This is a genomic window from Pantoea sp. CS_6 (genome assembly GCF_041954745.1).
Lineage (GTDB): Bacteria > Pseudomonadota > Gammaproteobacteria > Enterobacterales > Enterobacteriaceae > Pantoea > Pantoea stewartii.
This window is the reverse complement of record NZ_JAVAYG010000001.1, coordinates 111,251-136,502: the sequence shown is the minus strand read 5'-3', so window position 1 is coordinate 136,502 and position 25,252 is coordinate 111,251. Positions and strand designations below refer to the sequence as shown.

The 25,252-nt window shown below is 57.9% G+C and carries 18 protein-coding genes; 9 read left to right on the top strand and 9 right to left on the bottom strand.

Features of this window, described 5'->3' with window-relative positions:
* Window positions 1–35: 35 nt before the first annotated feature.
* The 8 genes from RAC90_RS00575 to RAC90_RS00540 all read right to left on the bottom strand — a co-directional run bounded on the left by RAC90_RS00575 (window position 36) and on the right by RAC90_RS00540 (window position 10,849).
* A complete protein-coding gene (locus RAC90_RS00575; RefSeq protein ID WP_185199289.1) occupies window positions 36–827 on the bottom strand; it encodes an electron transfer flavoprotein subunit beta in 792 nt (263 codons plus the stop codon).
* On the bottom strand, window positions 817–2,055 hold the full coding sequence (locus RAC90_RS00570) for an electron transfer flavoprotein subunit alpha/FixB family protein (RefSeq protein ID WP_375123820.1): 1,239 nt from the start codon (window positions 2,053–2,055) through the stop codon (window positions 817–819). Before RAC90_RS00570 ends, RAC90_RS00575 begins: the two co-directional genes overlap by 11 nt.
* Entirely contained in the window at window positions 2,055–4,013 is a 1,959-nt protein-coding gene (locus RAC90_RS00565) for a (Fe-S)-binding protein (protein ID WP_039338059.1), read from the bottom strand. The genes RAC90_RS00570 and RAC90_RS00565 overlap by 1 nt, the downstream gene beginning before the upstream one ends.
* Before the next feature lie 65 nt (window positions 4,014–4,078).
* On the bottom strand, window positions 4,079–6,142 hold the full coding sequence (gene dgcA / locus RAC90_RS00560; protein WP_375123819.1) for a dimethylglycine demethylation protein DgcA: 2,064 nt from the start codon (window positions 6,140–6,142) through the stop codon (window positions 4,079–4,081).
* Between the two features lie 93 nt (window positions 6,143–6,235).
* On the bottom strand, window positions 6,236–6,763 hold the full coding sequence (locus RAC90_RS00555) for a DUF5943 domain-containing protein (RefSeq protein ID WP_033740376.1): 528 nt from the start codon (window positions 6,761–6,763) through the stop codon (window positions 6,236–6,238).
* A 38-nt stretch (window positions 6,764–6,801) separates the two neighbouring features.
* Window positions 6,802–7,779, bottom strand: coding sequence for a dipeptidase (locus tag RAC90_RS00550; protein WP_033740378.1), 978 nt, complete (start codon window positions 7,777–7,779; stop codon window positions 6,802–6,804).
* 209 nt (window positions 7,780–7,988) lie between these two features.
* Window positions 7,989–9,137, bottom strand: coding sequence for a GlxA family transcriptional regulator (locus RAC90_RS00545; protein WP_033740379.1), 1,149 nt, complete (start codon window positions 9,135–9,137; stop codon window positions 7,989–7,991).
* 335 nt (window positions 9,138–9,472) lie between these two features.
* A complete protein-coding gene (locus tag RAC90_RS00540) occupies window positions 9,473–10,849 on the bottom strand; it encodes an L-serine ammonia-lyase (RefSeq protein WP_375123818.1) in 1,377 nt (458 codons plus the stop codon).
* A gap of 313 nt (window positions 10,850–11,162) precedes the next feature.
* Here RAC90_RS00540 and glyA point away from each other — a divergent pair, with 313 nt between their 5' ends.
* The 9 genes from glyA to RAC90_RS00495 all read left to right on the top strand — a co-directional run bounded on the left by glyA (window position 11,163) and on the right by RAC90_RS00495 (window position 23,209).
* Window positions 11,163–12,428 carry a serine hydroxymethyltransferase gene (gene glyA, locus RAC90_RS00535; protein ID WP_375123817.1) on the top strand — a complete coding sequence of 422 codons (1,266 nt, stop codon included), beginning with the start codon at window positions 11,163–11,165 and terminating at the stop codon, window positions 12,426–12,428.
* A gap of 85 nt (window positions 12,429–12,513) precedes the next feature.
* Window positions 12,514–13,767, top strand: coding sequence for a sarcosine oxidase subunit beta family protein (locus RAC90_RS00530; protein ID WP_033740946.1), 1,254 nt, complete (start codon window positions 12,514–12,516; stop codon window positions 13,765–13,767).
* A gap of 11 nt (window positions 13,768–13,778) precedes the next feature.
* Complete coding sequence (locus RAC90_RS00525) at window positions 13,779–14,066, top strand: sarcosine oxidase subunit delta (protein WP_033740381.1); 288 nt, start codon at window positions 13,779–13,781, stop codon at window positions 14,064–14,066.
* A gap of 12 nt (window positions 14,067–14,078) precedes the next feature.
* On the top strand, window positions 14,079–17,099 hold the full coding sequence (locus RAC90_RS00520) for a sarcosine oxidase subunit alpha family protein (RefSeq protein WP_375123816.1): 3,021 nt from the start codon (window positions 14,079–14,081) through the stop codon (window positions 17,097–17,099).
* Window positions 17,092–17,766 carry a sarcosine oxidase subunit gamma gene (locus RAC90_RS00515; protein WP_081011341.1) on the top strand — a complete coding sequence of 225 codons (675 nt, stop codon included), beginning with the start codon at window positions 17,092–17,094 and terminating at the stop codon, window positions 17,764–17,766. The genes RAC90_RS00520 and RAC90_RS00515 overlap by 8 nt, the downstream gene beginning before the upstream one ends.
* A 66-nt stretch (window positions 17,767–17,832) precedes the next feature.
* Window positions 17,833–18,693 (top strand): formyltetrahydrofolate deformylase, encoded by an 861-nt coding sequence (purU, locus tag RAC90_RS00510; RefSeq protein WP_375123815.1) that lies wholly within the window; start codon window positions 17,833–17,835, stop codon window positions 18,691–18,693.
* A 155-nt stretch (window positions 18,694–18,848) separates the two neighbouring features.
* Window positions 18,849–20,507 (top strand): BCCT family transporter, encoded by a 1,659-nt coding sequence (locus RAC90_RS00505; RefSeq protein WP_039338067.1) that lies wholly within the window; start codon window positions 18,849–18,851, stop codon window positions 20,505–20,507.
* A gap of 60 nt (window positions 20,508–20,567) precedes the next feature.
* Window positions 20,568–22,451, top strand: coding sequence for a DUF294 nucleotidyltransferase-like domain-containing protein (locus RAC90_RS00500; protein ID WP_375123814.1), 1,884 nt, complete (start codon window positions 20,568–20,570; stop codon window positions 22,449–22,451).
* Window positions 22,451–23,209 (top strand): 3'-5' exonuclease, encoded by a 759-nt coding sequence (locus RAC90_RS00495; RefSeq protein WP_033740392.1) that lies wholly within the window; start codon window positions 22,451–22,453, stop codon window positions 23,207–23,209. The genes RAC90_RS00500 and RAC90_RS00495 overlap by 1 nt, the downstream gene beginning before the upstream one ends.
* 205 nt (window positions 23,210–23,414) lie before the next feature.
* On the opposite strand, the gene RAC90_RS00490 is transcribed toward RAC90_RS00495, so the two are convergent.
* On the bottom strand, window positions 23,415–24,779 hold the full coding sequence (locus RAC90_RS00490) for an MFS transporter (protein WP_054633514.1): 1,365 nt from the start codon (window positions 24,777–24,779) through the stop codon (window positions 23,415–23,417).
* Window positions 24,780–25,252: the final 473 nt, after the last annotated feature.

Below are 25,252 nucleotides of genomic sequence, written 5' to 3'. Positions count from 1 at the left end.
TGGCGAGGATCAAGCCAGGCAGGATCAGCGTTGCCCTAGCGAATCACTCCCTCCTCCAGCAGCAGATCAAAGACCGCCTGCGCCATTTCCTCTACCGGTTTATTTTGCAGAACCTTTCCGCCGTCGCTCTGTGATTTGGCGGTTGCCGCTTTAAAGCGGTCAGCAGCCGTTTTGGCTTTGATCTTTTTAAGACGCTTCGGCCGTTTGACCGCCGGGGCAATCTGCCACTCCGCTCTTGCCGCATCCCGCACCTCAACGCCCGGCTGCGCCATAATCGTCGCCCGGCTTGCCGGACCAAAGGCGACCTGACGCGGTGCGCAGGCGGCCATGTCGACGCTGGCGATAAACGGCAGCGCAATGCGTAGCAACCGGCGCTGTCCCCGCGGCAGTGCCTGTAATACTTCGGCATCGGTGCCGTTCAGGCTGACGATTTCCGCCACGCCGACCACCACTGGCATCGCCAGCGCTTCCGCCAGCAGAAAAGGCAGCATACCGGACGACTCACCCCGCTCCGACCGGCCGCCGGTCAGGATCACGTCCGGCTGATCCTGACTAAGGTAATGGCTCAATACCGCCACCGCGTCGCCCTGTTCGTCCATGGCGAGCACGCGCAGCGCCTCCACGCCCATCCCGGCATAGCTGCGCAGCGCCGCATCATGCGGATCGCCCGCATGCAGGACTTCCAGGGTGTCCTGCGCCAGCGTCAGCCCAAGCTCTACCGCGCGGGCGTCCTGTTCTGCCCGACGGGCGCGTCCGGATTCCGGATGCCTGCCCACCGACACCAGCGCGGTGATACGGCAGCCGCTGTGTTGCACATTATGCTGCATGATGTAACTCCTCTTTGCGCCAGTCACGCACCCGCCGTGCCAGCGCTGCCAGAACCTCATCACTGTCGGCAATCACGCTGAGCGAGGCGCGGCTGACCATATCACAGCCGGGGTCGGTATTAATGGCAATCACCCGGTCACACTGCGCAATGCCCTGTAAATGCTGTACCGCGCCGGAGATGCCCACCGCCACATAAACCCGTGCCGTTACCCAGGTGCCAGTGGCCCCTACCTGACGGAAACGCGGCATATGACCGCTGTCCACCACGACACGGCTTGCGCCTTCGGTGGCCCCGAGAAGCGCGGCCGTGGCATGAAACTGTTCCCAGTTGCCGATGCCATTACCTGCCGACAGAATGAATTCCGCTTCGCCCAGCGGCACCGCAGCCGGATCGACCGGTATCAGGCCGCAGTCCTCAATACGTTTTGTCCGGATACTCAATGGCCCGATGCTGACCGGCAAGACCTCATGCCGGGTGTCGTCGATCGGTTCGGCGCACTCCTCCGCCAGCAACATCACGCGCGCAAGCGGTCGGGTAATATCCGCGCTGCCGCCTGCGGCACGGCTGATGCAGGTTTCCCCGGTTACGCGCCAGACCTGGGTTGCGGGCCGTTCGCCCGTGCGGGCGGCAAACCGGCAGCCAAGTTCGAAGCCGCCCGCGACGCTGTCCGGGAACAGCCAGAAACGCGGTGCCCACTCTTTTTCAACCGCCATCAGTGCATGAATGCGCTGCTCCGGGCGGTAGCCGGTATAGTGCTCGCCGCTGAGATGCAGCAGGCGATCCACACCGGCCGTCGCAAAGTCCCCTTCACGATGCTCGCCAAACACCACGGCCATCACCACGCCAGCGCCACCAGCATGCTGGATCAGCTGATGAGCCTGGCCCAGGATATCGCGATCGTGGCGGGTAAGGCGTCCGCCGGACATGTCGAGCACCACGGCCACGCAGTAATCGGGCTGCTCCACACGATAAAGCGGCCGTTCGACCGGATGATCAGCCCCGGCCAGACGCCGGCTGGCGAGCTGCACGCAGGCATTACCGTTCTCGCGGTCAATGCGCCTGAGGCCAGTCGGGCCGGTAAAGCCTACGACGTGTGGGTTTTTGCGCAGCAACCCTGACGGGCCGCGGCTCTCCGGCGGCGGCTGACACCGCTCCACATGGTCGGGATGCAGGCGGTTGCGGCTGATCCACTCAAGGCGCGGATCGCGACGTATGATCGTTTCCATCAGATAACCTCCACAGCAATTTGGCGGTCGCGGATTTTCGCGGGCAGCGGTTTTTTGGGTTCGCTCAGCGCCTCAGCCACCAGTTCGGCGATGTCTTTTACCGCCGGACGTGGCCCGACAACGCCTTCCAGCATCGCGGTACACTGCTGGCAACCGACAGCGATGAGTTCCGCCCCGGTCTCTCTGGCATCCTCCATGCGCATATCGGCGATACGGCGTTCACCAGGAATATCCGTCACCGGCGCACCGCCCCCGCCACCGCAGCAGCGGGAACGAAAGCCGGATCGGGTCATTTCAGACAGCGTGATCCCCAGTTCCGCCAGCACTTCGCGCGGAGCGGCATATTCACCGTTATAGCGGCCGAGATAACAGGGATCGTGCCAGGTCACCTTGCCGCCCTTGTAATCCTTCAGGTCAAGGAGCTGTGCCTTAACCAGTTCGTTGATGAATGTCGTGTGGTGCAGCACCTCGTAGTCGGGCTGCGTGCCCGCCGGATAGTGTTCGGGATATTCATTCTTCAGACAGTGAAAGGCATGCGGATCGGTAGTGACGATGCGGTTAAAACGATACTGTTGCAGCGTCGCAATGTTGCTTTTCGCCAGGCGCTGGAATGTGGCGTCATCGCCCAGCCGCCGCGCCACGTCGCCGCTGTCCCGTTCTTCATCGCCCAGCACCGCAAAACGCACATTGGCGGCCTTAAGAATATTGACGAAGGCGCGCAGGATACGCTGACTGCGCATATCAAACGCGCCGTCCGATACCCAGAACAGCACGTCGGTCTGTTTCACGTCGCGCATCAGCGGCAGGTTCTGGTCAGCCGCCCAGTGCGTACGGCTGCGCGGATTAAAGCCGTTCGGGTTGTCAGTGAGACTGAGGTTTTCCAGCACTGCCGCGCCCTTGCCTGGTGTTTGCCCCTTTTCCAGCGTCATAAAACGGCGCATATCGACAATGGCATCAACGTGCTCGATCATCATCGGGCACTCTTCAACGCAGGCGCGGCAGGTCGTGCAGGACCACAACGTCTCTTCTTTAATCAGCCCCCCGACGATCGGTTGATGCGGCTGGCCGCAGGCCTCACCGACGGGTACACCGGGATAAGGGCTGCCCGCAAAACGGGCATCGTTGCCGCCTGCCATGCCGATCACCATGTCCTGGATCAGCTTTTTTGGGTTTAGCGGCTGACCCGCCGCAAATGCCGGGCACATTGCTTCGCACTTACCGCACTGGACGCAGGCGTCAAATCCGAGCAGTTGATTCCATCTAAAATCCGCCGGTTTTTCGACGCCCAGCGTCGGCGCATTGAGATCGACGCTTTTGAGTCCGGTTGAACGTCCGCCGCCAAAGCGTTCCGGCCGGCGATGAAAAGCCAGATGCAGTGCGCCCGCAAAGGCATGTTTCATCGGTCCGCCCCAGGCCATGCCAAACACCATCTCACCCAGTCCCCAGATGATGCCCGCCAGCAGAAGCAGCGCCAGCGCCCAGCGTCCGGCCTCGCCAAACCGATCCGAGATCGGCAATGTGGTGATAAAGAAGGTGAACGCAAACACCAGCAGACTTTTCGGCAGCCGCATCCAGGGGCCACGCGAAAGCCGGGCGGGCGGATTCCGGCGGCGATACCAGACAAACAGCGCGCCTGTAAACATGACGACCAGCGCGGCCGCCAGTACGCCATTGACCAGTACGTTGCTGATGCGAAAGAGGTGAACCGCCAGAATCAGTAACATTGACAGGACAAAGCCACCTGCGGTCGCCACATGGGTGCGCGACATGTATTTATCGCGTGCCACGACATGATGCAGATCGACCAGATAGCGCCGTGGCATGGCCAGCAAACCGCTCAGCAGGGCCACCTTTTCAGGTTGCCCGCGCCGCCAGAGCAGCATGCGCCTGACCATACCGATGAGGGCGAGTATCACTGCGCCAAGCAGTAACCAGGGAAGTAACCGATCGAGTACCATGATGTGCCCTTACCAGACAATTTCTGCGATGTGCAGCGCGCGGGCTGCACGTCAACGACAGCGAATTACAGGTCCTTACACAGACGCAGTGCATCGTAAATCGCGGCGTGGGCATTGCGTTGCGACACGCAGTCGCCCAGGCGCCAGAGGATCATGCCACTGCCCGGCTGCGACAACACCGGCTGCGGTTTGATGTCAAACAGCGCCTCTACATCAATCTGCCCGTTGTTGCGCGATTCGGCTTTCAGCGCGTAGTACAGCGCCTCATCAGGACGCGTGCCGTTCTCGACCACGATCTGATCGACCACCCGCTCCTCTTTCTGGCCGGTATACTCATTTTCCAGCACCGCCACCAGCTTCTCGCCTTCGCGATACACTTTCTCCAGCGCCAGATCAGCGGTCATCACGACCGCTTTTTCATACAGGCTGCGATAGTAGGTTGGGAACGTCGTGCCGCCGATGCCAATGCCGGGTTTGATGTCGCCAGTGACCAGTTCGACTAACGCGCCGCGTGCCGCCAGGAAGTCGGCGGCGGACATGCCAGAGAATTCACAGATGGCGTCGTACACCAGTACGTTTCTGCCCGGCTCCACCACGCCGTTGAGAATGTCCCAGCTGGAGACCACCCTTCCGTCGGCTGCGCCCCATTCCGGATTTTGTTCAAGGAAAGGTTGTCCACCCGTAGCGAGGATGCAGACATCCGGATTCAGGTCCCGGATCATCGCCGTATCCGCTGTCGTATCAGTCATAACGTTAACGCCAAGGCGCGCCAGCTCCATCGCTAACCAGCGCGTAATCCCCGCCATCTGGTCGCGCTGCGGCGCTTTGGCGGCAATGGTGATCTGCCCGCCCAGTTCACTGGCGCGCTCGATCAGTGTCACCTTATGACCGCGCTCGGCTGCCACGCGTGCGGCTTCCAGTCCGCCAGGCCCGCCGCCGATGACCACGACGTTGCGCACAGGGCCGTCGGTTTTGGTAATGATATGCGGCAGCCCCATGTACTCGCGCGAGGTGGCCGCGTTCTGAATACACAGCACATCCAGCCCCATATACTGACGGTCGATACAGTAGTTCGCCCCAACGCACTGACGAATCTGGTCTACCTGATTCATTTTGATTTTGGCGATAAGGTGCGGATCGGCGATGTGGGCGCGCGTCATGCCGACAAAGTCCACATAGCCCGCGGCGAGAATGCGCTGTGCCTGATTGGGATCTTTAATATTCTGCGCATGTATCACCGGCACCGAGACCACTTCTTTAATGCCTGCCGCCAGGTGCAGGAACGGCTCGGGCGGATAGCTCATGTTGGGGATCACGTTAGCCAGCGTGTTGTGGGTGTCACAGCCGGAACCGACCACACCGAAATAATCGACCAGGCCGGTTTTATCGTAGTACGCGGCAATCTGGCGCATGTCCTCATGGCTGAGGCCGTCCGGATGGAACTCATCGCCGGTGATGCGCATGCCCACCACAAAGTCCGGCCCCACCGCGTCACGCACGGCAGTCAGGACTTCAAGGCCAAAACGCATCCGTTTTTCAAAGCTGCCACCCCATTCATCCGTGCGCTTATTGACGCGCGGCGACCAGAACTGGTCGATCATATGCTGATGCACGGCCGATAACTCGACACCATCCAGGCCGCCCGCTTTCGCCCGCACCGCCGCTTTGGCGAAATCGCCAATGACGCGCCAGATCTCCTCTTCCTCGATCGTTTTACAGGTGGCGCGGTGCACCGGTTCACGAATACCGGACGGCGACATCAGATTCGGCCAGTTTTCCCCATCCCAGCGTGAACGGCGACCCATATGGCTAATCTGAATCATGATTTTGCCGCCGTGCTGATGCACGGCATCGGCCAGATTCTGAAAGTGCGGAATGATACGATCAGTGCTCAGGTTGACCGAGCTCCACCAGCTCTGCGGACTGTCGATGGACACGACGCTTGAGCCGCCGCAGATACAGAGGCCACATCCCCCCTTCGCTTTCTCTTCATAGTATTTCACGTAGCGATCGGTGGTCATTCCGCCATCCGTGGCGTACACCTCGGCATGGGCCGTGCTGACAATGCGGTTGCGGATAGTCAGTTTATTTATCTTCAATGGCTCAAACAGCAGATCAAACTGTGACATAGCTTCACCTTCACGTAATTCTGATAGCCCGCCGCCAGCCAGCGGTTCCTTCAGGTCATGCGTCTTACGCAGCAGGCTGCGGCGCGTGCGTGTTTAGCGCGGCGAAACGGTGAAGATGCCGTAATCACAGCCCTCTTCCGCCGCACTCTGCGTCTGCACCGCCTGCGTTCTTACGCTGTAGCCCAGGCTTTCGGCGATCTGGTCCATGGCACCGGCAAACCAGCCGGTAAACATGTAGTCCACCTTACGGTTCACTTTGCCGTACTGATACACAAACGCGGAGTGATCGAGCCGGATGCGCGCGGTCCCCTGCTTCAGGTCCAGCGACTCGGTGGTAAAAAAGCCCCAGCCGCGCTGAGAAAGGCGTTTCATGTAGTGTTCAAACACCGCCTCACCCGAAAAACCGTGCAGTTCGGCCTCTTTCTGACACCAGTGCCAGGCGGATTTATAGCCCGCTTTGTAGAGGATCGCGGCATAGCGTTCTGCACCGATTTCCTCTTCGATGCCCATATGGTTATTCACAAAAAAGTGGCGCGGTACGTACAACATCGGTAACGCATCGGTGGTCCAGACGCCGGTTTCATCATCGACGCTGATAGGCATTTCAGGCGCATGTGCCATGGTTTAACCTCATGTGTTCACAGGAATGGGTAACGGATTTACTCGTTCCAGACATTGGCCAGCAGATTGAGCCAGTTTTCGCCCATAAATTTACGCACCTGCTTTTCGGTGAAGCCGTGACGTAACAAGGCGGCGGTTAAATTCGGGAATTCGCCCAAAGTACGAATGCCCTCCGGGTTGATGATCTTGCCGAAGTCCGTTAACTGGCGGGCGTAACCTTTGTCGTGAGTCAGCCATTCGAAAAATGCCTGGCCATGTCCCTGGGTGAAATCGGTGCCAATGCCGATTTGGTCTTCCCCGACCCGGTTAAAGATGTAGTCGATGGCTTCGACATAATCCTCGATGGTGGAGTGGATACCGTTCTTTAAAAACGGGGTAAACATGGTGACGCCAACAAAGCCGCCGTGATCGGCAATAAACTTCAACTCTTCATCCGATTTATTGCGTGGGTGATCTTTCAGACCTGATGGCAGGCAGTGTGAGTAGCACACCGGTTTTTTCGAGGCGAGGATCACCTCTTTCGAAGTTTGCGCGCCGACGTGCGACAGGTCGCACAGCATGCCGACGCGGTTCATTTCCGCCACGACTTCATGGCCGTAGCCCGAGAGGCCGCCGTCACGCTCATAGCAGCCGGTACCGACCAGGTTCTGCGTGTTATAGGCCATCTGCACCACACCGACACCCAGTTCTTTAAACACCTGGATATAGCCAAGCTGGTCTTCAAACGCATGGGCATTCTGGAAGCCCAGCAGAATCCCGGTTTTGCCTTCGTCCTTAGCGCGGCGGATATCGCGCGTCGTGGTGACTTTGGTGACCAGATCGGCGTTTTGCGCAATCAGGTGATTCATCTCGACAATGTTATTCACCGTGCTCTGGAAGCCCTCCCACACGGATACCGTGCAGTTGGCCGCGGTGAGTCCGCCGCGGCGCATATCTTCAAACAGCGCTCTGTCCCACTTCGCAATGACCAACCCATCAATGACAATCGCAGAATCATGCAATTCAGTCGCGTTCATATCTTCCTCTCTGGTTTACGTCATAACCGGATGCGGCCTGATGAAAACAGAATAGGGTTTACGCGCGGGCAGAATTGTTCTGAAAACGTCACTTGCCTGACCGCTGGCGCAGATCAGGGCACAGAAAAACGGCAATACGTTGCGGGACCCGAAGCAAAAAACAGCCCCGAAAGGCTGTTTTTTGCTGACGCAGTGGGGTAAGACAGGCGTCAGAGATTGCCCGGCAGCGTGACGGAGCCAAAGGTGGGTTCAAACCGCGCTTCGTTCAGAATACGCAGGGAGGTGGAGACGGTGCTTTCCTGCTGCCAGTTAGTCAGGCCGGGCAGGTCGGCCATGAAAAACTGCGTCAGCGTTTTGCCGCTGCCCTGGCTGTGAACGCCGCGCCGCTCTTCACGCGGCGGCACGCCAAGGTGTTCGCGATAGCATTTACTGAAGTGCGGCGTGGAAACAAAACCGCAGGCCAGCGCAATTTCAATAATCGACATGGAGGTTTGTTTTAATAACTGACGGGCGCGGAACAGACGCAGCTTTAAGTAGTAACGTGAGGGCGAACAGTGCAGATATTTCTGGAACAGCCGTTCCAGCTGTCGCCGGGACAGGCCCACGTATCCGGCCAGTTCATCCAGATCGATGGCCTCTTCGATATTGGCCTCCATCAGGGAAACGGCTTCGACCAGGCTGGGCTGGGCGGTGCCGAGTACATGGCGCAGGGGAATACGCTGGTAATCGGACTCGTTGCGGACCCGGTCGCAGATAAACATCTCTGAAATGGCGGCGGTGAGCTGATGGCCAAAATGCCGTTGAATCATCGTCAGCATCATATCCATCGGTACAGTACCGCCACTGCTGGTCATGCGATCCTGCTCAATCACAAACAGCTGATTGGTGCAGATCACGCGGGGATAGGCTTCCTGCATGGAGGCTATGCATTCCCAGTGGGCGCTGCAGTGATAGCCATCCAGCAGCCCCGCTTCCGCCAGCAGGTACGGGCCGGTACAGATGCCACCAATCAGGATCTTACGGCGCGCCAGACTTTGCAGCCAGCCAATCTGTCGACTGGAATAGCTGCGGGTAATGTTGACACCGCCGACCACAATCAGGACATCCAGTGCCGGCACGTTCGCCATCGAATGGTCGGGTGTAATGGCAATCCCGTCACTGGCGACAACGGGCGCGCCCTCTTCACTGACGGTATACCAGCTGTACAGCTCCTTGCCGCTCAGCTGGTTCGCCATGCGTAAGGGTTCAACGGCGGTTGCCAGCGCGATCATGGTGAAATTATTCACCAGCAGAAAGCCTACGCTGCGCGTTTTATTTTCAGTAGAGGAACGTTTATGAATTGCGTCTGTATCGAACATGTGCGCTGACCTCTATTAGGCTTAACAGGAACATCACCCAGGGGTATTTCACCCAACTGCTTTCCAACACCTATAGAGTAAGCAACAGCCATGCCATTCGTCACCAGGTCGCACGACGCAAAAATGACACACAGTTAACATAAGCGAAACAAATGTTTGTTCAGCTTCACAGATTTGATCATTGCTGCCCTTTCAACGCAGGCAGGCTTCATAACGGTGCACCCGCTGAACCGTTTTAGTCATATGACGGTTTTATTGCACTGTTTTGTGACGTGTTTTTCTGGCTGTTTTTTATTCGAACCCATAAGCGCAAGTAACCAAAAACCAACACATTGTTAACATTCAATCGCGTTGACCGCCAGCCCACCGCGCGAGGTTTCCTTGTATTTATCCTGCATATCCCGTCCGGTGTCGCGCATGGTGCGAATCACTTTATCCAGCGAAATAAAGTGCTGACCGTCGCCGCGCAGCGCCATCTGTGCCGCGTTTATCGCTTTCATTGCCGCAATGGCATTGCGTTCGATGCACGGCACCTGCACCAGTCCGCCAACCGGATCGCAGGTCAGACCGAGATTATGCTCCAGCGCAATCTCGGCGGCATTTTCGACCTGCTCGGGCGTGCCACCCAGCACCTCGGTCAGGCCGGCTGCTGCCATAGCACAGGCGGACCCCACCTCACCCTGGCAGCCGACTTCGGCCCCCGAAATGGAAGCATTTTTCTTGCACAGTGCGCCGATCGCCGCCGCCGCGAGCAGAAAATCGACCACATCGTCTTCGCGCGCCTGGGGTTTAAACTTCATGTAGTACATCAGTACCGCCGGGATAATACCTGCCGCCCCGTTCGTGGGCGCGGTAACCATACGCCCGCCTGCCGCATTCTCCTCATTGACCGCCAGCGCATAGAGGTTGATCCAGTCCATCGCCGACAGGGTTGAACTGATCACATTTTCCGCTGAGGCGCGGCACAGCGATCGGTAGAGCATGGCCGCTCGTCGGCGCACGTTAAGCCCTCCCGGCAGGATGCCTTCATTTTCCAGACCATTGGCAATGCACTGCTGCATCACCTGCCAGATCTGCGCCAGACCGGTCCGAATCCCGGCCTCCGTGCGCCAGACTTTTTCATTCTCCAGCATCAGTGCACTGATGCGTAACTGCCGGTCCGCACAGTGTGCCAGCAAAGCGGCGCCGCTGTTAAAGTCGTAGGGCAGCGTGCACTGTGGCACCAGATGTGCCGACGCCAGCGCCTCATTCTCATCCAGCACAAATCCGCCCCCAATGGAGTAATACACGGTCGAATGGCTTTGCCCGTTGCGGTAAAACGCGCTCAGGCGCATCGCGTTCGGATGGTAAGCGAGCACATCATCGACAAACAGCAGGTCCTCATGGCTGTCGAACGCAATGTTTTCTCCCCAGGGCAGTGTGAGGGAGCCGGTTTCATCAATCGCCTGTATCGTGCTGTTGATCGTAGCGGGATCGACGGTATCGGGTGACGCGCCCATCAGCCCCATCAGTACCGCTTTATCCGTACTGTGCCCGCGCCCGGTGGCGCTGAGCGAACCAAACAGTTCGACTTTGATGCGGTAAATCATCCCACGATCCTCACGGTGACCGAGCGGTTCGACAAAGCGTTGTGCCGCGCGCATAGGGCCAACGGTATGTGAACTGGAGGGACCAATTCCGACTTTGAACAGATCGAAGACACTGATACTCATGTTGCGCTCCCGGGCTTATGCCTGCCGTTGAGTGAATGACAGCCGCATTATCTGCGCGGATGAAAAACAAGAGATGCCGGATAACGACGTATTTGGCGATGAATTCGCCATGTTTTGCCCTTTCTGCCGTTCTTCACCGTTCAATGTGTCCGCCTTGCGTGGGTATGTCGCAAATTGATATCGCCGGGGCGCTACCAAACATTTCGGCATCGGTGACGCTGGTTATTATCCCTCCCACATTCACTCTACCGCTGCCCTGAACGGTTCAGGCCCAAAGCAGGCGCTGCGTGGTTATCCGGGCAAGGAGAAAAGCATGTTTGCGAAGCGCGACGATATTCAAAGCTTTGACAGTGAACTGTGGCAGGCCATTGAACAGGAAGCGGTGCGTCAGGAAGAGCATATTGAGCTTATCGCCTCCGAGAATTACACCAGCCCGCGCGTGATGCAGGCTCAGGGTACGGTACTGACCAATAAATATGCAGAAGGCTATCCGGGGAAGCGCTACTACGGCGGCTGTGAATATGTCGACGTAGTCGAAAAACTGGCAACAGAACGTGCCTGTGCGCTGTTTGGTGCCGATTACGCTAACGTGCAGCCCCATTCGGGTTCGCAGGCGAATGCGGCGGTCTATATGGCGTTGTGCCAGCCGGGCGACACCATTCTGGGCATGAGCCTGGCGCACGGTGGTCATCTGACGCACGGCGCCCATGTCAGCTTCTCCGGCAAAATTTACCGTGCCGTACAGTACGGCCTGAATGAAGCCAGCGGCGAAATTGATTATGAACAGGTCGAAGCGCTGGCGCTGGAACATCGGCCGAAAATGATCGTCGCCGGTTTCTCGGCCTACTCACGCGTCGTGGACTGGGCGCGCTTCCGCGCCATTGCCGATAAGGTCGGTGCCTGGCTGTTTGTCGACATGGCGCATGTGGCGGGCCTGGTCGCGGCGGGCCTTTATCCCACTCCACTGCCCTATGCCGATGTGGTCACTACCACCACGCATAAAACCCTGCGCGGTCCGCGCGGCGGCCTGATTCTGGCAAAAGCCAACCCCGAGCTGGAGAAAAAGCTCAACGCTGCCGTGTTTCCGGGCGGCCAGGGCGGTCCGTTGATGCATGTGATCGCCGCCAAAGCCGTCGCCTTTAAAGAGGCCATGCAGCCTGACTATACCGACTACCAGCGTCGCGTGGTCAACAATGCCCGCGCGATGGCCGACGTGTTTATGACGCGTGGCTACGATGTGGTCTCAGGCGGCACCGACAACCACCTGTTTTTACTCAGCCTGATTAAACAGGGGCTGACCGGTAAAGCGGCCGATGCGGCGCTGGGACGCGCCAACATTACCGTCAACAAAAATGCCGTTCCCGGCGATCCACAATCCCCGTTTGTGACCTCCGGTCTGCGCATTGGCGCGCCGGTTGTTACCACGCGCGGCTTCAGCGAAGCGCACTGTCGCATGCTGGCCGGCTGGATTGCCGACATCCTGGATGTGATGAACAACGCCGACATGCTGGAGACGAAGATTGCTCAGGTGAAGCAGCAGGTGCTGTCCCTGTGCGCGGGCTTCCCGGTTTACCGTTAGGCCAGGCGGCCACCGGCTTCGGTCGGCGGCGCGGTTTTATCGTCTGTCAATTCGCCCACGCGCGAGAGTTACTGGAGTAGAAATGATGCAACGCTATTCAGGATTTGGCCTGCTCAGGCACAGTCTGAGCTATCACGAGAACTGGCAGAAAGTCTGGCGCAACCCCACCCCGCAGAAACGCTACGACGTTATTATCATCGGCGGCGGGGGGCACGGTCTGGCTACCGCCTACTATCTGGCGAAAGAGCACGGCATCACCAACGTGGCGGTGCTGGAAAAAGGCCATCTTGGCGGCGGCAACATCTGCCGTAACACCACGATTGTGCGCTCCAACTACCTGTGGGATGAATCCGCAGCGCTGTATGAGCACGCCATGAAATTATGGGAAGGCCTGTCACAAGAGCTGAACTACAACCAGATGTTCTCTCAGCGTGGGGTTTATCACACCTGCCATACGTTGCAGGACCTGCGCACCAATGAACGACTGGCGAATGCCAATCGCCTGCAGGGCATCGACAACGAGATGGTTTACGGCGACCAGTTACAGAAAGAGATCCCCGCACTGGACTGCAGCAAAGATGCGCGCTATCCGGTACTGGGCGCGTCGGTACAGCGGCGCGGGGGCAATGCCCGTCACGATGCGGTGGCCTGGGGTTATGCCCGTGCGGCGGACAGCCTGGGCGTCGATCTGATTCAGAACTGCGAGGTCATTGATATGGAAATCAGTGACGGCAAAATCACCGGCGTCAAAACCCGCCACCACGGCGTAATTAAAGCGGATCGTGTGGGGTGCGTCACCGCCGGTAACTCTGGCGTGATGGCCAAAATGGCCGGCTTTGAGCTGCCGGTTGAATCCCATCCGCTTCAGGCGCTGGTCTCCGAGCCGATCAAGCCCTTCCTGGATACCGTCGTCATGTCCAACCATGTGCATGGCTATATGAGTCAGTCAGATAAAGGTGATCTGGTCATCGGCGCAGGTATTGATGGCTGGGTCGGCTATGGTCAGCGCGGATCCTACAGCGTCATTGAACACACCATTCAGGCCATTGTTGAGCTGTTTCCGTGCACCAGCCGTGTCCGCATGAACCGTCAGTGGGGCGGCATTGTCGACACCTGCCCGGATGCCAGCCCGATTCTCTCGTCCACCCCGGTGCGCAACCTGTTCTTTAACTGCGGCTGGGGCACCGGTGGCTTTAAGGCTACGCCTGGCTCCGGCAACCTGTTTGCCCATCAGTTAGCGCACGGCACGCCGCACCCGATTGCTGAACCCTTCGCCCTGTCCCGGTTTTATACCGGTGCGCTGGTCGATGAACATGGCGCCGCAGGCGTAGCCCACTAAGGAGTGACAACATGCTGCACATTTACTGTCCTCACTGTGGTGAGTATCGCGAAGAAGAAGAGTTTCATCCCCGTGGCCAGGCGCATATCGCGCGGCCTGCTAACCCGGACCAGTGCAGTGATGAAGCGTGGGGAACCTTTCTCTATTTCCGTAAAAACCCGCGCGGATTACATCACGAACTTTGGGTGCACAGCGCGGGATGCCGCAAATTCTTTAATCTGGTACGTGATACCCAGACTTATGAGATTAAACAGGTTTACACACTCAACGAACAGCCTGAATCCCGTGAACACGCGTAAGGAGCGGAGCGCATGAGCCAGAAGAATCGCCTGCCGTCCGGCGGCAGAATTAACCGTTCCAGTACGCTGACCTTTACGTGGAATGGCAAGCCGTATCAGGGCTATGAAGGCGATACCGTCGCCTCCGCCCTGCTCGCCAACGGCATTGATATTGTCGGTCGCAGTTTTAAATACAGCCGTCCACGCGGCATTGTCGCCGCCGGCGCTGAAGAGCCGAACGCAGTGCTACAGCTTGGCGCGACAGAAGCCACGCAGGTGCCAAACGTGCGCGCTACCCAGCAGGCCCTTTATGACGGCCTGGTCTGTTCGGCCACCAACGGCTGGCCGTCTGTCGAATCCGACCTGATGAGTCTGGTAGGCAACCTTGGCGGCAAAGTGATGCCGCCGGGGTTTTACTACAAAACCTTTATGTATCCGCAATCGATGTGGCCGACCTATGAGAAATTCATCCGCAAAGCCGCCGGTCTGGGTCGCGCGCCACGCGAGAAAGATCCCGATATCTATGACGCCATGAACCAGCATTGCGATCTCATGGTTGTGGGCGGCGGGCCTGCGGGCCTGATGGCGGCACTCGCCGCCGGTCGCAGCGGCGCCCGCGTCATCCTGGCGGATGAGCAGGATGAATTCGGTGGCCATCTGCTTGCCAGCCGGGAACAGATTGACGGCAAACCGGCAATGGAATGGGTCAACAAGGTGGTGGCGGAACTGGCGACGATGCCGGAGGTGACGCTGCTGACGCGCGCCACGGTGAATGGCTATCACGACCATAACTTTCTTACCGTTAACGAGAACCGAACCGACTACAAAGGCGATCGCGCTGCGGCGGCCCAGGTTCGCCAGCGTATGCACCGCGTCCGGGCACACTGGGTCGTGCTGGCCACCGGTGCCCAGGAGCGACCGCTGGTGTTTAGCCATAACGATGTACCGGGCTGCATGATCCCTTCTGCCATCTCCACCTACATCAACCGCTATGGCGTGGTGCCCGGTCACCAGCTGGTGCTGATGACCACCAATGACAGCGCTTACCGAACCGCGCTCGACTGGGCTGATGCGGGACGCGAGGTGGTCGCCGTGGTAGATACCCGAACCGTGACCAAAGGTGAACTGGCCGCCGCTGTTCGTGGCCGCGGTATTCGAATCATCACCGGCAGTGCCGTTATTGAAGTAAAGGGCAAGAAGCGCGTCAGCGGCGTCACGATTGCCGCCCTGGATAAAAAAGGTGAGGCGATCGCCGGCAAGCCCTTTTCCCTCACCTGCGACACCGTAGCCAGCTCTGGTGGCTGGAGCCCGGTCATTCATCTGGCGGGCCATACCGGCAGCCGTCCGGTCTGGAACACGGACGTGACGGGTTTCCTGCCCGGGCCGACACATCAGAAGCAGTTGACGGCAGGCGGCATCAACGGGCGCTATGCGCTTGATAACGTGCTGCAGGAAGGCATCAATGCCGGGCAGGACGCTGCGCTGAAGCTGGGACTGACGCCGGTCGAGGTCGCCCTGCCCGATGTGAAAAAGTGGCTGGAACATCCTCCTGCCGCCCTGTTCCATATTCCGCACATCAAACCGATCAGCCGCGCACCCAAGCAGTTTGTGGATTTGCAGAATGACGTTACGGCCGACGGTATCGCCCTGGCAACGCGGGAAGGGTTTGAAGCGATTGAGCACATTAAACGCTATACGGCAATGGGGTTTGGCACCGATCAGGGAAAGCTGGGCAACATCAACGGTATGGCGATTGCCGCCAAAGTGATGGGCAAGAGCATCCCCGAGACCGGGACCACGGTATTTCGTCCGAACTATACGCCGATCGCCTTTGGCGCTATCGCGGGGCGTAACTGTGGTGAACTGTTTGAACCCAAACGCTTCACCGCCATGCACCCGTGGCATGTCAGGCAAGGTGCGATGTTCGAGGATGTCGGCCAGTGGAAGCGCCCCTGGTACTACCCGCGTGCCGGCGAAACGATGCAACAGACGCTGGATCGCGAATGTCGTGCGGTGCGCAATGGCGTGGGCATTCTGGATGCGTCCACGCTGGGCAAAATTGATATTCAGGGCAAAGATGCCCGTGAGTTTATCAGCCGTGTTTATACCAACGCCTGGGCCAAACTGGGCGTCGGCAAATGCCGTTACGGTCTGATGTGCGGCGAAAGCGGCATGGTGTTCGACGATGGCGTGACGTCATGCCTGGCGGAAAACCACTTCCTGATGACCACCACCACCGGCGGCGCGGCACACGTCATGGAATGGCTGGAGTTGTACCATCAGACCGAATGGCCGGAGCTGGAAGTGTTCTTTACCAGCGTGACCGATCACTGGGCCACGATGACCGTATCCGGCCCAGACAGCCGCAATTTACTGGCTGAACTGTGCAGCGACGTCTCGCTGGACAAAGAGACCTTTAAGTTTATGGACTGGCAGGAAGGCAAGATAGCGGGCGTACCGGCACGACTCTTCCGTATCTCCTTTACCGGTGAGCTGTCGTTTGAGATCAACGTACAGGCCAATTACGGCCTGTACGTCTGGGAGAAACTCTTTGCGCACGGCGCAAAATACGATCTGACGCCTTACGGCACCGAAACCATGCATATCCTGCGCGCCGAGAAGGGATTCATCATTGCCGGTCAGGACACCGACGGCTCGGTGACGCCGCACGATCTCAATATGAGCTGGTGCGTCGCGGACACAAAACCGTTCAGCTATATCGGCAAACGCGGCATGGCGCGGGCTGACTGCGTACGTGACCAGCGCAAACAGCTGGTCGGGCTGAAAACACGCGATCCTATGATCGTCTTGCCGGAAGGCGCACAAGCGGTGGCCGATCCTGCTCAGCCTGTCCCGATGGATATCCTGGGCCACATCAGCTCCAGCTACTGGAGCGCTAACCTGAATCGCAGCATCGCCATGGGCTTTATCAAAGGCGGGCTGTCTCGCATGGGCGAAACCGTATTCTACCCGCTGGCCGATGGCCGGGTGGTCGAAGCGGAAATCTGCAGCACGGTCTTTATCGATCCGAAAGGAGAACGTCAACATGTCTGAAACCCTCTTACCTGAAACCAAACCGGCAAAGACTGTCAGACAGGTGGCGGTCATGGATCAGTGTGCGCCTGCGCAGGTACGCGCCGAATCCCCTCTGCATCACGCCGGGCTGGACAAGCTGGCGGCCAGCCATGCGCAGCCCGGTGGCGTTCAGCTGCGCGAACAGGCGCTGCTGGGCCATCTGGTGCTGCGCGGTTCACAGCAGAACCGGAGTTTTATGCGGGGTTGCCTGACGGTGCTGGGTGTAGCGCTGCCCACCGTCCCCCTTACCTCCTGTGAAGAGGGCGACATTTCTGTGCGCTGGCTGAGTCCCGACGAGTGGCTGGTGGTTCTGCCAATGGACCAGCTGTTTCCGGTGGAAAAAGCGTTGCGCGCAGAGATTGACGGTCACTACTCCGTGGTCAACGTCAGCGGCGGACAGACGATACTGACGCTCTCCGGCAAACATGCCATTGATGTGCTGAAGAAAAGCACGGTGTTGGATCTCCATCCCCGTGCGTTCCCGGTGGGCAAAGTCGCAGGTTCGGTATTTGCCAAAAGCAGCGCACTGATCCGCCGGACCGGCGAAGACCGCTGGGAACTGGTCGTCCGTCGTAGCTTCGCCGACTACATCTGGCTGTGGTTACAGGATGCCAGTCGTGAATATGGCCTGACCATTACGAAGTAATGCCCTGTTGTGCCGGCCGGACGCGTTTCCGACGGCACGCGTTTCTCTTCTTCACAGGAGCTGCCCATGAGCGCGCTGCCCGATTCATGGATTTTTACCGCCAGTTGCCCGAGTAAACTGGGTACCGTGGATGTTGTGACCCGATTCATGGCAGAGTCCGGTCACTACATCAATGAAATACACTCTTTTGATGACAGGGTCAGTCACCGTTTTTTTATTCGCGTTGCCTTTTCACCCGCCTCCCCCTTCAGTACCGACCTTTTTCGGGATAATTTCACGCCGCGCGTGATGCCCTTTGAAATGCACTGGCAACTCACGCCGCCGCAGCATCGCGAACGCGTCGCTATTCTGGTGTCTAAATTCGATCACTGTCTTAACGATCTGTTATTTCGTCACCGCACCGGCCAGCTCAATATTGATGTCCCGCTGATCATTTCTAACCATCCCGATCTCTGTTCCCTGGCCGAATGGCACGGTATTCCTTATTACTATCTGCCGGTAAATAACGCGAACCGCGCCGAACAGGAAGCCCGCATTATGGCGCTGCTGGCGCAGCATCATATCGACCTGGTAGTGCTGGCCCGTTATATGCAGGTCCTGTCACCTGCCATGTGCGAAAAACTCGACGGAAAAGCCATCAATATTCATCACTCCCTGCTGCCGGGCTTTAAAGGCGCGCGCCCTTACCATCAGGCCTGGGAAAAAGGGGTAAAAATGGTCGGCGCCACTGCCCACTATGTGAATAACGATCTGGATGAAGGGCCGATTATTACCCAGGGCATTCAGAGCGTCGATCACGCCCTTTATCCGGATGACCTGATTAGTCGTGGACAGGATATTGAGCGGGTAACGTTATTTAATGCCGTGCGTTATCACGTCGAAAAACGGGTGTTTTTAAGCGGAAAACGTACGGTGGTGTTCAGCTGAATGAAAGGAAAGGCGACTGATAGCCGCACTCTTGCACCACAGGAAAACAGGGATTGTCAGGGATGAGCGAAACGATGTCCGTTAACTAAAACAGAGCCAGCCCGGCGTGCTGAGGATGGCATTAACAACAACGAACAAATCGCGAGGAAATGATTATGGCAGACGCCAGAGATCCCATGCTGCCTGACGGGGACGTCGCACCTTATGATACTGATTATCAGGTGGGGCAGGACAATATCGTGGTAAATGTTGGCCCCTTCGGTCTGGATATTCACAACCGGGTATTTGTTCTCTCCGGGATGGTCATTATTGCCTTTATCGTTTTAACGCTCGTCTTTCAAAGTGATGTGGCACCGCTGTTTAAAGGAATGCTGAACTGGCTGACCACCCGACTCGACTGGTTCTTTATCAGTGCCGGAAATATTTTTGTTCTTCTCTGTCTCGGCCTGATTATTTCCCCCCTCGGTAAAGTGCGCCTCGGCGGCACGCTGGCCCGCCCTGACTACAACTACGTGACCTGGTTCTCCATGCTGTTTGCTGCCGGAATGGGCATTGGGCTGATGTTTTATGGCGTTTCCGAACCTTTGTCGCACTTCTCCAGCTCAATGGGTGGCACCGTCGTGGAAAACGGTGTACGTACCGACTGGGCTCCCCTGAATGGTGCAGTTGGCGCGGCCGACAATGCGCAGCAGCTGGCGATGGCCGCCACGATTTTTCACTGGGCGCTGCATCCCTGGGCCATTTACGCCTTTCTGGCATTAGGTCTGGCGCTGTTCTCTTTCAATAAAGGTTTACCGCTGACGATTCGCTCGCTGTTTTATCCGCTGCTGGGCGACGCGGTGTGGGGCTGGCCGGGACACATCATTGATATCCTAGCTGTACTGGCGACGCTGTTTGGTCTGGCAACCTCGCTGGGGCTGGGCGCTTCCCAGGCGGCGTCCGGCCTGAATTTTCTGTTTGATGTGCCATTAGGACAAACTACGCAGATTGTCCTGGTGATCGTCATCACCGCGATTGCCACCTTTTCGGTGGTGGCCGGGCTGGATGTCGGCGTACGGCGGTTATCTGAAGCCAACATGATTCTGGCTGGGTTACTGCTGCTGTTTATCATTGTGGTCGGCCCTACCCTGATTTTGTTTAGCGGTTTTTTCTCAAACCTGGCTTCCTATCTTGCGTTTTTGCCCGCCCTGTCGAATCCGGTTGCCCGCCCTGACAGCAATTTTGCCGCAGGCTGGACCTCGTTTTACTGGGCATGGTGGATCTCATGGTCACCCTTTGTCGGGATGTTCATTGCACGCATCTCGCGTGGTCGCACGGTGCGTGAATTCATGATCTCGGTACTGCTGGTGCCGTCACTGGCCTGCGTGCTGTGGATGACGGTGCTGGGCGGCACCACCATTCATCAGTATTTCACCGAAGGCTATCAGAGCATTGCCGATGCTGTTCTGCCGCTGCAGTTGTTCACCATGCTGGATACGTTGCCGCTGGCAAAAATCACCTGCGTGGTGGCGATTATTCTGGTGGTGGTGTTTTTTGTGACGTCGGCGGATTCGGGCACGCTGGTCATCGATATTATTGCTTCCGGTGGCAAGATCGACTCTCCCACTTCACAGCGCGTGTTCTGGTGCGTGTTTGAAGGGCTGGTTGCGATAACGTTGATCCTCGGCGGTGGACTGGATGCGCTACAGGCGATGGTGGTCTCGACTGGGCTGCCGTTCGCACTGGTCTTGCTGATCGCCTCAGTCGCGGTGGTGAAAGGACTGATGTCAGAACCGCGGCTGGCACGTTCTGCCCCTGCGGTGCGTAATCAATAAGTCAGCGTTGAGCGGACCGCGCAGGTCAGGCTGTCCGCTGTGGCAGAAAAGGAGGTCACCGTGCAGTCAGCCCATCAGGAAATTATCGACTTCATTCAGCGCTATCCGCCGTTTGACACCTTACCGCTCACGGCGCTGGCGCGCATCGCCGCGCACATTGAGGTCAGCTATTTCAAAGCCGGAACGCCTGTTCTCACCTTTGGCCAGCCTGTCGATGCCTGGTATGTGATTCGCAGCGGCGCGGTGGAAATCTACCGACGCAATGGCGATCTGTATAACCGACTGACGGCCGGGGGCTATTTTGGCGAGTTTGGTTTGTTGCGCGAAAACAGCGTACGCTTTCCGGTGACCGCGCTGGAAGATACGCTGACTTACCTGATCCCGGCCCCGATTTTTAATGCGCTGTTTCGCAAATACGAGGAATTTGCCGATTTAGTGGAAGTGGAGGACCGCACCCGTCTCCGGCAAACTGTGGCGCGCACAGAAGAGGCTAACGGCCTGATGGCCTCCCGCATTGAGGCGCTGATTAGCCGACCGCCCGTTACCCTCGACAGCCGGGCCACGGTGCGCGACGCGGCGGTGAAAATGAGTAAAGAGGATGTCTCCTCGCTGTTGATCGTGACGCCGATGGCAGAAGTTAACCCCGCCGTCAGGCCGGCGCTGACCGGCATCGTGACGGATAAAGACCTGCGTGAGCGGGTCATCGCGGGTGGACTCGGGTTTGAGACACCGGTGAAGGCGATCATGACCGCACCGCTGAACCATGTGGAACATTATCAGCTGTTGTCTGAAGCGATGCTGACCATGATGCAGCACAATATTCATCATCTGCCGGTGATGAAAAACGGCTGTCCTGTCGGCGTGATTTCACAATCGGACATTATCCGCTACGAATCGCAAAACAGCCTGTTTATCGTCAGCCGTATTTTTCACTGCCAGCGCCCGGACGAACTGAGCGCCCTGAAAAACGAGGTGCGTGCCTGTTTCAGCCGCATCGTACGTGAAGATGCCAACTCGCAGATGACTGGCCGCGCCATGGCGGTCATTGGTCGCAGCTTCACGCAGCGCCTGCTGGCGCTGGCCGAGGCGGAACTGGGGCCGCCGCCGGTCCCCTACTGCTTTATTACCCTGGGTTCGATGGCCCGCCAGGAGCAACTGCTCGTCACCGATCAGGATAATGCCCTGATCCTGGATAACCGTTATGACCCGCTGCGCCATGCGCCCTATTTTATGGCGCTGACCCGACGCGTGAGTGACGGGCTGGACGCCTGCGGCTATCGCTACTGCAAGGGAAATATCATGGCGACAAACAGCCGCTGGTGTCAGCCGCTCTCCGTCTGGGAACGCTATTTTGATGAGTGGATCGATTCGCCCTCACCGCAATCACTGCTGGACAGCGCGATTTTCTTCGATCTGGACGCCGTCTGGGGCCAGGTGGAATGGGGAGAACAGCTTAACCAGCGTATCAGACACAAAGCGCGGCACAACGCCCGTTTTCTCGCCTGTCTGGCGCGCAATGCCTTGCTGCGAAAGCCGCCGCTGGGGTTCTTTAAAAACTTTGTGATGGAGCCCTCCGGCCAGCATACGCAATCCATTGATATGAAACGGCGCGGAACGGCCCCGCTGGCCGATCTGATTCGTGTGCATGCGCTGGCGGCGGGCGCAACGGCGCATAACTCCTTTGATCGGCTGCAGACGATTATGCAGGCCGACATTTTGCCCCACGGACGCGGTCAGGATCTGCGGGATGCGCTGGAGTTTATTTCGATGGTGCGCATCCGCCACCAGGCGCAGGATGTGGAGAACGGCCAGGAACCGGACAACCGGATTGAACCGCTTAATCTGTCTGACTTTGAGCGCAAGAATCTGAAGGATGCCTTTCAGATCCTCAGCAATGCGCAAAAATTTTTAAAATATCGCTATCAGCCAGGGCGGAGCGTTTAATGCTGCATATCAATAAAGCATTGCTGTCGCCCTGTGTTCGCGCCCGCCAGGACAGCGTGCTGCCGCAGGACTGGCCCGCCGTCCTCGCCAGACGGGCCAGGGAAACGCGCCATGCCGCGCTGAAAAACTACTACTTGTCTGGCATGCCGTCACCCGATACACCGTTGTCCGACGTTCCCTTACTGGCGATGGATTTTGAAACCACCGGCCTGAATCCTCAGCATGATGATATTGTCAGTATCGGTTTACTGCCGATGAGCCTGTCGCGCATCCGTATCCAGGGCAGCCAGCACTGGATACTGAATCCGCGTGCCGACCTGCGAACAGAGTCGGTGGTTATTCACGGCATCACACATTCCGCTATTGCCCGCGCCCCGGATCTGAATGCTGTGCTGCTCAGGCTGCTGGCAATGATGGCGGGAAACGTGATGGTGGTCCATCACAAAGGGATCGAACAGCCTTTTCTGGATGCGGCATTTAAAAAGCGCATTGGCGAAGGCATTGTGTTCCCCTGTATCGATACGCTGGCGCTGGAGGCGCGCGTTATTGCGGCACAGCGGCAAAACGGCTGGCGACAGAAATGGTGGCGACCGCGCCCCCGACTGTCGTTGCGCCTGTCTGACTGTCGGGCCCGTTATCATCTGCCGCACTATCCGGCCCACAACGCGCTGACCGATGCGCTGGGCTGCGCCGAACTGTTGCAGGCGCAGATTGCGCATCATTTCTCAGCCAGCACGTTGCTTGGCGATCTTGGGTGACTCGTCGGGTCACGCTTTCTCTGACGCGTTGACACCGCAATGGGTGATAAGCACTTCCCCTGCGATGCTGCACAGTCCCTGGCCTGCTTCGCGCCGATGCCGCCCCTCGCTATGCGGAGGAATGCTTATGTCGCAGTTTTATGCGCCGCCAGCGAGGCCATCAGAAGATAACCCGGGCGGGTGCCCGGTTGGTGACCTTTATGCCTCACACCGGCTCCTTGCGGGCGACCGTCCCCACGTGCTTTACCGCACCCTGTTGCCGCGAATGCGGATGTGCGGCGTCATCCTGCAAAGAAATACGTGAGGTTTCGGGCAAGCTCAGCCCGCCCGCCAGCGCCAGCACCGCGACCGCAACAAGATAAAAGGCCGGTGACAGCGTATTGCCTGTGTAGTCAATGAGCCAGGTTGCCACCAGCGGTGCGGTGCCGCCGAAAAGCGTATAGGCCAGATTGTAGGTAATGGCAGAGGCGGTATACCGTGCCCGCGTGGGGAAGACTTCGGAGAGTAACGCGGCCGTCACGACGCCCGAAAACACAGCCCCCGTCGCTAACAGCATATCCCCGAGGATGGCGGCCCAGAGCGGGCCCGAACTGGCCAGCCACCAGGCCGGTAAGACACTTACGATCACCCATCCGCCCGTGACAGCCACCGTCTTTCTTCTGCCTATCCCGTCACAAAGCGCTCCCGCTACCGGACAGAGCCCCGCCGCAAACAGCAGCGCGAGGAAGGAGACCAGCAAGGCCGAGGCCCGACTGAAGTGGCCCTGCAACTGGAGAAAGGTAGAGAAGTAGGTGGTAAACATATAAAACGTCAGCGCGGTTAAGGCGATAAAGGCCCCCAGCCGCAGGATGTTTCCTGTCTGCTGGCGTAACGTGTCAGCAAGTGCCGCATGTGTTCCCGCCTCTTCGCGACGTGCAGCCCGGAAAGCAGGCGTCTCTTCCATACGAATGCGCAGATAAATCCCCACCAGCCCCAGCGGGGCCGCAATCAGAAAAGGAATACGCCAGCCCCACGCGCGCATCTGATCCTGGCCCAGCGCGGCATCTGACAGAAAAGTGATAACTGCCGCAGCCGCGAAAGCAGAAAACGTCGAGACCGTAATAAAGCTTCCGTACCAGGCGCGTTTGCGTGGCGGTGAATGCTCCATCACATAGGCGCAGGCTCCGGCATATTCCCCTCCTGCCGAAAATCCCTGAATACAGCGGGCCAGCGTCAGCAGCATCGGGGCCATGATCCCCAGATGCCTGTCGGTCGGAAGCAGGCCAATCAGCGTGGTCGCGCCCGCCATCATGAGTACCGTCAACGACAAGATACGTTTACGCCCGTATTTATCCCCCAGCATACCGAATATCACCCCACCTAATGGCCGCAAGGCAAACGCCACGGCAAACACCAGGAACGTCTGTAATAAGGCAGTTTGCGGAAGTGCCTGTGAAAAAAAGTTTTGGGCAATAATCGTGGCCAGGAAACCATAAACGGCAAAATCAAACCACTCGACAAAATTACCTATAGCGGCAGCGGCGGTTACCTTTCTGAGCGTAGCGGGCGACGCGGGCGTAACAATATTCATTGTCCTGTTCCTTCTACGTAATGATTAACACTCAGCGACCATTGCGGTTGATGATATATTGCGGTCGACATGCCAGAAATAACCGTCAGCGATACGGTAATCCTCTGGCGATAACGATCGCAGGGTATTCAGGCACGATATTCTGACGCGTTATTTCGTAAATGCCGGGTTATTGCAACCCTTAATTAAAACCTGACCGCCTGAAAAAAAATGAATTCAACACGCGTGAGCTAATTCATTTTTATCATAGCACTGTCTGACGTGAAATAACGGCATAGGAAAAGCCTATATAATAATAAGCGACGTTGTCGCCGACAGATAATTACAGGTCGTTTTTAATAAAATCATTTTATTTATTTTCGACAGGATGTCCGGACAGGCTTTATTGCACAATGGCGATCTGTTTTTATTATTTCTGTCGATGTCGCCATTCTGCGTTTTTTCCCGTCCCGATGTCGTTGTCAGATCATTTA

Bases quoted from the DNA above. Each gene is read 5' to 3' on its own strand.
- RAC90_RS00575 (WP_185199289.1), bottom strand. From the start codon at position 827: ATGCAGCATAATGTGCAACACAGCGGCTGCCGTATCACCGCGCTGGTG.
- RAC90_RS00570 (WP_375123820.1), bottom strand. From the start codon at position 2,055: ATGGAAACGATCATACGTCGCGATCCGCGCCTTGAGTGGATCAGCCGC.
- RAC90_RS00565 (WP_039338059.1), bottom strand. From the start codon at position 4,013: ATGGTACTCGATCGGTTACTTCCCTGGTTACTGCTTGGCGCAGTGATA.
- dgcA (WP_375123819.1), bottom strand. From the start codon at position 6,142: ATGTCACAGTTTGATCTGCTGTTTGAGCCATTGAAGATAAATAAACTG.
- RAC90_RS00555 (WP_033740376.1), bottom strand. From the start codon at position 6,763: ATGGCACATGCGCCTGAAATGCCTATCAGCGTCGATGATGAAACCGGC.
- RAC90_RS00550 (WP_033740378.1), bottom strand. From the start codon at position 7,779: ATGAACGCGACTGAATTGCATGATTCTGCGATTGTCATTGATGGGTTG.
- RAC90_RS00545 (WP_033740379.1), bottom strand. From the start codon at position 9,137: ATGTTCGATACAGACGCAATTCATAAACGTTCCTCTACTGAAAATAAA.
- RAC90_RS00540 (WP_375123818.1), bottom strand. From the start codon at position 10,849: ATGAGTATCAGTGTCTTCGATCTGTTCAAAGTCGGAATTGGTCCCTCC.
- glyA (WP_375123817.1), top strand. From the start codon at position 11,163: ATGTTTGCGAAGCGCGACGATATTCAAAGCTTTGACAGTGAACTGTGG.
- RAC90_RS00530 (WP_033740946.1), top strand. From the start codon at position 12,514: ATGCAACGCTATTCAGGATTTGGCCTGCTCAGGCACAGTCTGAGCTAT.
- RAC90_RS00525 (WP_033740381.1), top strand. From the start codon at position 13,779: ATGCTGCACATTTACTGTCCTCACTGTGGTGAGTATCGCGAAGAAGAA.
- RAC90_RS00520 (WP_375123816.1), top strand. From the start codon at position 14,079: ATGAGCCAGAAGAATCGCCTGCCGTCCGGCGGCAGAATTAACCGTTCC.
- RAC90_RS00515 (WP_081011341.1), top strand. From the start codon at position 17,092: ATGTCTGAAACCCTCTTACCTGAAACCAAACCGGCAAAGACTGTCAGA.
- purU (WP_375123815.1), top strand. From the start codon at position 17,833: ATGAGCGCGCTGCCCGATTCATGGATTTTTACCGCCAGTTGCCCGAGT.
- RAC90_RS00505 (WP_039338067.1), top strand. From the start codon at position 18,849: ATGGCAGACGCCAGAGATCCCATGCTGCCTGACGGGGACGTCGCACCT.
- RAC90_RS00495 (WP_033740392.1), top strand. From the start codon at position 22,451: ATGCTGCATATCAATAAAGCATTGCTGTCGCCCTGTGTTCGCGCCCGC.
- RAC90_RS00490 (WP_054633514.1), bottom strand. From the start codon at position 24,779: ATGAATATTGTTACGCCCGCGTCGCCCGCTACGCTCAGAAAGGTAACC.